Genomic DNA, 8,618 nt, shown 5'->3' on the forward strand with positions numbered 1-8,618 from the left:
GGGCCGGAGCCGGCAATGATCAGCACCACCGGCACCGGTTTGTCGGACTGCGGCAGCAGCAGCGAGCCGAACAGCTCGCCGCTGCCGGTGTCGAGGCTGATGGGGCGTTGCAACACCACGGGGGACGCGGCATGGGCTACGGCAGTCAACAGGGTGAGGGTAAACAGCAAAACTCGAAACATCATCGCGCCATCATTGAGGAGGTGCCGGTTCGACCAACGTCTACCGGTAAGGTTTCGAGGATGAACTAGTCGGTTGGCCCGCGTATACTGGCGAGCTTGGTTATCACTGCTGAGTGATTACAACTGATTTCACGGAGCGCCCTGCATGTCCGGCAATACCTTCGGCAAGCTGTTCACTGTCACCACCGCGGGCGAAAGCCATGGCCCGGCGTTGGTCGCCATTGTCGACGGCTGCCCGCCCGGCCTCGAGCTGTCCCTGGAAGACCTGCAGCGTGACCTCGACCGCCGCAAGCCCGGCACCAGCCGCCACACCACGCAGCGCCAGGAACCCGATGAAGTCGAGATCCTCTCCGGCGTGTTCGAAGGTCGCACCACCGGCTGTGCCATCGGCCTGCTGATCCGCAACACCGACCAGAAGTCCAAGGACTACTCGGCGATCAAGGACCTGTTCCGCCCGGCCCACGCCGACTACACCTACCACCACAAATACGGCGAACGCGACTACCGTGGCGGCGGCCGCAGCTCGGCCCGCGAAACCGCGATGCGCGTGGCCGCCGGTGCCATCGCCAAGAAATACCTGGCGACCCAGGGCATCGTTATCCGTGGCTACATGAGCCAGTTGGGCCCGATCGAAATCCCGTTCAAGACCTGGGACAGCGTCGACGACAACGCCTTTTTCAGCCCGGACCCGGACAAAGTGCCTGAGCTGGAAGCCTATATGGACCAGTTGCGCCGCGACCAGGATTCGGTCGGGGCGAAAATCACCGTGGTCGCCGAGGGCGTGAAACCGGGCCTCGGCGAGCCGATCTTCGACCGCCTGGACGCTGAACTGGCCCACGCGCTGATGAGCATCAATGCCGTGAAAGGCGTGGAAATCGGCGCCGGGTTCGCCTGCGTGTCCCAGCGCGGCACCGAGCATCGCGATGAACTGACCCCGCAGGGCTTCCTCAGCAACAATGCGGGCGGCATCCTCGGCGGTATTTCCTCCGGTCAGCCGATCGTTGCGCACCTGGCGCTCAAGGCCACGTCGAGCATCACCACTCCGGGCCGTTCGATCGATGTGTACGGCAACCCGGTGGACGTGATCACCAAGGGCCGCCACGACCCCTGCGTCGGCATCCGCGCCACGCCGATCGCCGAAGCGATGATGGCCATCGTGTTGATGGATCACCTGCTGCGCAACCGTGGGCAAAACGCCGATGTGCGCGTGAGTACCCCGGTGCTGGGCCAGCTGTGACGGTGTGTGGCGAGCGAGCTTGCTCGCGTGGGGCCGCGAAGCGGCCCCTTGCATGACGCCAGCCCTCCCGTACTGGCGACTCTCCAGCTTCTACCTCTTCTACTTCGCCCTGCTGGGGGCGACGGCGCCATTCCTGGCGCTGTACTTCGATCACCTGGGGTTCTCCAGCGCGCGTATCGGCGAGCTGGTGGCCATCCCCATGCTGATGCGCTGCGTGGCCCCCAATCTGTGGGGCTGGCTGGGCGACTACACCGGCCGGCGCCTGGCCATCGTGCGCTTTGGCGCGGTGTGTACCCTGGTGAGTTTTGCGCTGATTTTCGTCAGCAAGACCTACGCCTGGCTGGCCCTGGTCATGGCCCTGCATGCGTTCTTCTGGCATGCGGTGCTGCCGCAGTTTGAAGTGATCACCCTGGCCCACCTGCACCAGCAGACCTCGCGCTATAGCCAGATCCGCCTGTGGGGCTCCATCGGGTTCATCCTCACGGTGGTGATCATGGGGCGCCTGTTCGACTGGCTGAGCCTGGATATTTACCCGGTAGTGGTCGTGGTGATCATGGCCGGGATCATCGCTGCCAGCCTGTGGGTGCCGAATGCGCAGCCCGCGAACCATGGCCCGCGCCTGGCCGGCGAGGGCTTCCTCAAGCAGTTGCGCAGCCCCGGCGTCCTGGCGTTTTATGCCTGCGTGGCGTTGATGCAAATGAGCCATGGCCCGTATTACACCTTTCTCACCCTGCACCTGGAACACTTGGGCTACAGCCGTGGCGTGATCGGCATGCTGTGGGCCCTTGGGGTGGTGGCGGAAGTGTTGATGTTCCTGGGCATGAGCCGCATCCTCACGCGCTTTTCGCTGCGCCGGGTGTTAATGGCGAGTTTCCTGTTGGCGGCGCTGCGCTGGTTGTTGCTGGGCGCGTTCGCTGAGTTTTTCTGGGTGCTGCTGTTGGCGCAGGTGATGCACGCGGCCACCTTCGGCAGCTTTCATGCGGCGGCGATTGCCTTTGTGCAACGCAGCTTCGGCCCCCGCCAACAAGGCCAGGGCCAGGCGTTATACGCGGCCTTGGCCGGCACCGGCGGCGCGCTGGGTGCGTTGTATTCCGGTTACAGCTGGAACCTGTTGGGGCCGGCCCTGACCTTCAGTATCGCCAGCGTTGCGGCCCTGGCCGCCGCCCTTATCATCGGCTTTCGATTGCACGAGCAGAACCAAGGAACTGTCCTATGAGTTATGTAGCTGTTTACCACGTCTCCACACCGGATACCCCGAACAAAGTCCTGACCCACTTCGAGGATGTCGTGTCGACCCTGGCCGAGCACGGCGTGCGATTCGAGCGCTGGCAGCCCGGCATCATTGAAAAAGGCGCGAACGACGCCGCCATGATCGCAGCGTACCGGCCGCAGATCGACGCCCTCGGCTATGCCTGCGTCGACGTGCTGCGTGTCCCCGGCGATCCTGCGCAGAAGGCCGCATTGCGCGATCAGTTCCTCGCCGAGCGCCGTTGCAGCGAAGATGACGTGCGCTTTTTCATCGCCGGCCAAGGCCTGTTTGCCTTGCACATTGGCGACTATGTGTACGGCGTGCGCTGTGAGAAAAATGACCTGCTGGTGATCCCGGCCGGCATGCCTCATTGGTTCGATATGGGCGAGAACCCACATTTTGTGATGTTGCGCCTGTCCCATACGGCAAGCGGCGGGGTGCCTGAGTTCAGCGGGGACGATATCGCTGCCGGTTTTCCGGGGATGGATGACTAGTCTTAATCGACTTGAAGGTTCAACCCCGGCAAGTTGGAATTTGTTGTGGGAAGTGGCTTATTTATCTGTAAGGCCTGGCTGTTTATCACCGGCCTTACGCTCTAACGCTCTGCATTATGTAACTCTCCCCGGTCTCAATGTTTATATCGCCTGTCAATAGGAGGAATCCGAAAGGCGATAAGCATCAGCCAATAAGAAGGAGAGAAAGCGATGAGTGATCCAGAAGCGTCAGGCGCGCCGTTGAGCGTGCCCACCGATGTCAGAAAACGCTTGGCCCTGTCCGGCAAGCCCCTGACCCCGACCGAATTGGAGATCTTGCGCTGGGCCTCCGAAGGCAAGACCATCTGGGAAATCAGCCGGATTCGTGAAACGTCCCAAGCCGCGGTGAAATTCCACCTACGTAACATCTACGGCAAGTTACACGTCAACAATCGTGTACAAGCGATGAATGAAGCGGCCCGCTTGGGCCTGTGTTGAGTTCATAAAAAAGGGCCGCGACGCTTAATGGCGTCGCGGCCCTTTTTTATGGGTGGCTTATGCCGAGTGGTAAGTCGGCAGGGCAAAGCGGTTCTGGCTTTGCAGCATCGAAATCTGCGGCAGGTCGCTGGCTTGTTCGGCCAGGTCGCGGCGAATGGCGCTGATCACCCAGGTGAGTTGATCGGCCGTGTGCAACTGCTGGTAGGAGATCGAACGCTTGACCTGCTTACCTTCGCTGTTGCGCAGGGTCAGCAGGATACCGCCGTCCGGGCGTGGCTGAGTGGTGACGTCGTATTGGGAGAATACTGAGGCGAATTTATCTTGGATCAGGCTCATGTCTATCAGCTCCGTTGGCTCAAGTTGGCAAGCATGGAGTGATAGGTGCAGTGATTGTGCCACCTCACTGCTTTACAATAAGTCTTTAAAAATCAATGAGTTGTAAAAAATAGCGATTTTTGATTTCGTGCAATTTGCATGAGTGGCCATCATGCATCCTGCATTTTGCGCTATTCGATCCGGCCAGGCGGACGCATCGTTACTCATAAGGACTGTGGATGTGTCGCTAAATTCCCTGTTTGCCGGTTGCCGGCCCGGGATACAAAACATTTCAAATCCCGCGTGTACAGCCTAAGAACGGCTGGCGTATTTTCCCGTGAGCATGTGGCTCGCTGCCTACAAAAGTGCCGGAGCTTCTGGCCTCCACGAAGAATAAGAAAAAGGACGTTCCTCCATGAACCCTCCGCAAAACGACATGATTACCTGGAGCATGCTGCTGCGTAAGGTGCCCGCCATCGTCCGGGCCTTGCCTCGGGTGGTCCGCGGCATGCGTGCCGCCAATGTCACCGACCCCGCGCAGCCTTGTGGCCTGGGCTGGCATTTCGAGCAAGCAGCCTTGCGCAACCCTGACGGTGCTGCGTTGTTGTATGGCGACAGCGTGCTTAGTTACCGCGACGCCAATCAGCGTGCGAACCGCATCGCCCACCACTTGCACAGCCAGGGCATCCGCAAGGGCGATGTAGTGGCGTTGTTTATTGAAAATCGCCCCGAATTGCTGCTCAACGTGCTGGCCGTGGCCAAGCTGGGCGGCATCTGCGCCATGCTCAATACCGCGCAAACCCAGGCGGCGCTGGTTCACAGCCTGAATCTGGTCAACCCGGTGGCGATTGTGGTGGGGGCGGAATTGGTGGCGGCCTACACGGCGGTGCGCGAGCAAGTGGCGATCGAGACGGACCGCACCTGGTTTGTCGCGGATCAACACAGCAGCGCCGTGCCTGCTGGCTATGTCGACCTGATGGCCGCCAGCGCCGAGTGCGCGGTGGACAACCTGGCCAGCTCCCGGCAGATCTTTTTCAACGACCCGTGCTTCTATATCTACACCTCCGGCACCACCGGCTTGCCCAAGGCCGGCATCATGAAACATGGCCGCTGGACCAAAACCGCCGTCAGCTTCGGCAGCATCGCCCTCGACATGGGCCCCGCCGACGTCCTGTATTGCACCTTGCCGCTGTATCACGCCACTGGCCTTTGCGTGTGCTGGGGCTCGGCGATTGTCGGCGCGTCGGGGTTTGCGATTCGCCGCAAATTCAGCGCCAGCCAGTTCTGGGACGATGTGCGCAAGTTCAACGCCACCACCCTGGGTTATGTCGGTGAGCTGTGCCGTTACCTGCTCGACCAACCCGCCAACGTCCAGGATCGTGACAACCGCGTGACCAAGATGGTCGGCAATGGCCTGCGGCCCGGCGTGTGGGCGCAGTTCAAGCAACGCTTTGGCGTCGAGCATATCTGTGAGCTGTATGCCGCGAGTGACGGCAATATCGGCTTCACCAATGTGTTGAATTTCGACAACACCATCGGCTTCTGCCTGCAGCACTGGGCGCTGGTGGACTACGCCCACGACAGCGGTGAGCCAATGCGTGGCGCCGATGGCTTCATGCGCAAGGTGCCCACGGGCGGGCAGGGCCTGTTGCTGGCCAAGATCGATGAAAAGGCGCCGTTCGACGGCTACACCGACCCGGAAAAGAACCGCAAGGTGGTGCTGACCGACGTGTTCGAAAAGGGCGACCGTTACTTCAACACCGGCGATCTGCTGCGCAGCATCGGTTTTGGCCATGCGCAATTTGTCGATCGCCTGGGGGATACCTATCGCTGGAAAGGTGAAAACGTCTCCACCACCGAGGTTGAGAACATCCTGCTGCAACACCCGCAGATCGCCGAAGTGGTGGCCTACGGTGTCGAGATCGAAAACACCAATGGCCGCGCCGGCATGGTCGCCATCACCCCCAGCGAATCCCTGGCCGCCCTGGATATGCGCGAGTTGTTGCAATTCGCCCATGGCCAGTTGCCGCACTATGCGGTGCCGCTGTTCCTGCGGATCAAGATGAAGATGGAGACGACGGGCACGTTCAAGTACCAGAAAGTGCGGCTCAAGGAGGAAGCGTTCGACCCGGAAAAGGCGGGCAACGACCCGGTGTACGCCTGGTTGCCCGGTTCGGACAGTTACGTGCCTGTCACCGGCCAGTTGCTCGCGCAGATCCAGGGCGGTCACTTCCGCTATTGATTCTGCCTATGGCCGCTTTCGACAAAAAAACCATGACAGTGGGGAACTCCCTCGCGACACTGGGCGCCTACTCTTCAGTACCCCAAGCCTTACCAGACAAGGAGCCCCCACATGTCGGACCACGCCAAACAAATGACTGACGACGAAGCCGCCGAATTTGCCGAGCAGGTCTTCGACGTCGCGCGCAGAGGCGATGCCGCCCTGATGGCCGCGCTGCTGGCCAAGGGCTTGCCAGCCAACCTGCGTAACCACAATGGCGACACCTTGCTGATGCTGGCCGCTTATCACGGCCACGCCGACGCGGTAAAAGTGCTGCTGGAATTCAAGGCTGACCCGCAGATCGCCAATGACAAGCATCAACTGCCGATGGCCGGTGCGGCGTTCAAGGGCCATTTGCCCGTGGTCAAGGCGCTGATCGAAGGCGGCGCGCCGGTTGACGCTTCATCCTCGGACGGGCGCACCGCGTTGATGATGGCGGCGATGTTCAACCGCGTCGAAATGCTCGACTACCTGCTCAGCCAGGGCGCCAACCCCAAGGCGATCGACGCCCAGGGCGCCACGGCACTGGCAGCGGCACAGACCATGGGCGCGGTGGATACGGCGGCGCAGTTGCAGAAACTGGTGTAGGCTACGCGCCCTCAAAAACCCGCCCGCCACAGGACCCTTTCATGAAAAACGCCCTCGTCGAACTCATCCGTAAAATCAGCGCCGGCGTCATGGGCGACGACGAGGTGGCACGCATCGCCGAAGAAGCGGCGCAGGCCTACGCCGACCCTGTGGCGTTTCTGGCGGCAAACCCGGACATCAACTACGACGATACGTTCTCGATTCCGTTGGGCGAGTGGGTGGTGGTCGGCAGCCTGCCGGACACCGTGCTATTCCAGGCCGACACCTATGGCGACCTGTTTGCGCAGATCGTTGCATCGTTCGGTCCCGGCGTGGCGTTTAACCTCAAGCCCAAGCAACTGGCCAAGACCGAAGCCCTCACCGCGCTCAATCGTATCCAGATCCAGATGAGTGCGCTCAGCCCGGAAGACGGTGGTTATGTGTTGCTGAACTTCAGCCAGCCACTGGATGACGAGATCCAGGCCGTGCTGGTGTACGGCAACGACCTGCCGCGCGTGCTGGAACTGTGCGCCGAAGTTGGCATCAAGGGCGAACCGTCCCTGGAAGCGCTGCGGGTCGCGGTCCACGTCTGAAATAAAACGGAACCCCCTGCCAGGGCTGGCTATCCTACAAGGGCATGCCCTCACTTAGGAGCGACACCATGGGTTCCACTTTCAACGGTCTGGTCGGGCTGATCATCCTCGCGCTGGATATCTGGGCGATCATCAATGTGTTCAAAAGTGGCGCAAGCACCGGTGCCAAGGTGCTGTGGATTCTGTTGATCCTGCTGCTGCCGGTACTGGGCCTGATCATCTGGGCGATCGCCGGGCCGCGGGGCAACATGCGGTTTTGAGCTCCAGCTTCACTCAAGCTGAAGCGGGCACGGAAAATGTGGGAGGGGGCTTGCCCCCGATAGCGGTGTATCAGTCGTTACAACAGTGGCTGAACCACCGCTATCGGGGGTAAGCCCCCTCCCACAGTGGTTTCAGCGAATGCCTTAATATTGTGTGTCGAAATATTCGTTGTACGAAATTTTCACATCTCATCCAAGACAATTCGCCGGCTTTTTCTCCCTGCGACGGCTCTATCTCAAGCGCCGTCAGCGGCAGGATTGCGGCACGCGTTCAGTAATTAATAGCGTTGCCGGCAGTGATCGGGCACCATTTGCGCCACCGCGTTTACCGCCTACCCCAGCCAGCCTGGGCGAGGGTCGGACGCCACTGCACTCTTTCGCAACTTAAACTTCCAATGGGTCCTGAAACGACATGGCAAACCCGGACGCCCTGAATCAGCAGCGAGCTTCTAATCGCCTGCTGCAACCGACCGTCAAATCCCATCTGGCATACACGCTGCTTTGCGCACTGGTCATGATGGTGATGTTCTCCCTGCTGCGCCTGGCGCTGCTGGCGTACAACCGCGAGATGATCCTCGACACACCGGCCTCGACCTTCCTGGAAGCGTTCGCCAACGGCCTGCGCCTGGACATTCGCCTGGTGGTGTACCTGGTGATCCCCTTGCTGCTGGCATTGTTCAGCGTGAGGGCCATGGCCGCGCGGGGGTTCTTCCGTTTCTGGCTGACCCTGGCCTCCAGCATCGCGCTGTTCCTGGGCCTGATGGAGATGGACTTCTACCGCGAATTCCACCAGCGCCTCAACGGCCTGGTCTTCCAATACGTGAAGGAAGACCCGAAAACCGTGATGAGCATGCTCTGGTACGGTTTTCCGGTGGTGCGCTACCTGCTGGCCTGGGCCGTGGGCACGCTGATCCTGAGCATGGCCTTCAAGGGCGCCGACCGCGCGACGCGCCCACGCGGCCA

Annotated in this window: 9 protein-coding genes and 2 pseudogenes; 9 read left to right on the forward strand and 2 right to left on the reverse strand. The window is 61.0% G+C overall.

Going from position 1 to position 8,618, the window contains the following annotated elements; all coding sequences use genetic code 11:
• Positions 1–185 (reverse strand): annotated as a pseudogene (locus L9Z73_RS20140) (alpha/beta hydrolase); the annotation flags it as partial.
• 142 nt (positions 186–327) lie between these two features.
• Between L9Z73_RS20140 and aroC the strand changes: the two are divergent.
• From aroC to L9Z73_RS20160, 4 genes are all read left to right on the forward strand, one after another.
• On the forward strand, positions 328–1,419 hold the full coding sequence (gene aroC, locus L9Z73_RS20145; RefSeq protein WP_247404567.1) for a chorismate synthase: 1,092 nt from the start codon (positions 328–330) through the stop codon (positions 1,417–1,419).
• A 52-nt stretch (positions 1,420–1,471) separates the two neighbouring features.
• Complete coding sequence (locus L9Z73_RS20150; RefSeq protein WP_198717290.1) at positions 1,472–2,635, forward strand: MFS transporter; 1,164 nt, start codon at positions 1,472–1,474, stop codon at positions 2,633–2,635.
• Entirely contained in the window at positions 2,632–3,162 is a 531-nt protein-coding gene (locus L9Z73_RS20155; RefSeq protein WP_247404570.1) for an acireductone dioxygenase, read from the forward strand. Before L9Z73_RS20150 ends, L9Z73_RS20155 begins: the two co-directional genes overlap by 4 nt.
• A gap of 210 nt (positions 3,163–3,372) precedes the next feature.
• The gene (locus L9Z73_RS20160; RefSeq protein WP_247404572.1) at positions 3,373–3,639 is read left to right on the forward strand and encodes a response regulator transcription factor; all 267 of its coding nucleotides are present in this window, start codon (positions 3,373–3,375) and stop codon (positions 3,637–3,639) included.
• Positions 3,640–3,696: 57 nt separating this feature from the next.
• On the opposite strand, the gene L9Z73_RS20165 is transcribed toward L9Z73_RS20160, so the two are convergent.
• Positions 3,697–3,975: a DUF3509 domain-containing protein gene (locus L9Z73_RS20165; RefSeq protein ID WP_048721059.1), complete on the reverse strand. Its 279-nt coding sequence runs from the start codon at positions 3,973–3,975 to the stop codon at positions 3,697–3,699.
• A 394-nt stretch (positions 3,976–4,369) separates the two neighbouring features.
• Here L9Z73_RS20165 and L9Z73_RS20170 point away from each other — a divergent pair, with 394 nt between their 5' ends.
• The 5 genes and pseudogenes from L9Z73_RS20170 to L9Z73_RS20190 form a co-directional block, all read left to right on the forward strand.
• Entirely contained in the window at positions 4,370–6,196 is a 1,827-nt protein-coding gene (locus L9Z73_RS20170) for a long-chain-acyl-CoA synthetase (protein WP_247404574.1), read from the forward strand.
• Positions 6,197–6,307: 111 nt separating this feature from the next.
• A complete protein-coding gene (locus L9Z73_RS20175; protein ID WP_198717294.1) occupies positions 6,308–6,823 on the forward strand; it encodes an ankyrin repeat domain-containing protein in 516 nt (171 codons plus the stop codon).
• A gap of 41 nt (positions 6,824–6,864) precedes the next feature.
• Positions 6,865–7,395 (forward strand): hypothetical protein, encoded by a 531-nt coding sequence (locus L9Z73_RS20180; RefSeq protein ID WP_247404577.1) that lies wholly within the window; start codon positions 6,865–6,867, stop codon positions 7,393–7,395.
• A gap of 68 nt (positions 7,396–7,463) precedes the next feature.
• Positions 7,464–7,655: a PLDc N-terminal domain-containing protein gene (locus L9Z73_RS20185; RefSeq protein ID WP_198717296.1), complete on the forward strand. Its 192-nt coding sequence runs from the start codon at positions 7,464–7,466 to the stop codon at positions 7,653–7,655.
• Positions 7,656–8,067: 412 nt separating this feature from the next.
• Positions 8,068–8,618, forward strand: a pseudogene (locus tag L9Z73_RS20190) (LTA synthase family protein); the annotation flags it as partial.

The sequence above is a fragment of the Pseudomonas emilianonis genome (genome assembly GCF_023072625.1).
Taxonomy (GTDB): Bacteria; Pseudomonadota; Gammaproteobacteria; order Pseudomonadales; family Pseudomonadaceae; genus Aquipseudomonas; species Aquipseudomonas paraveronii.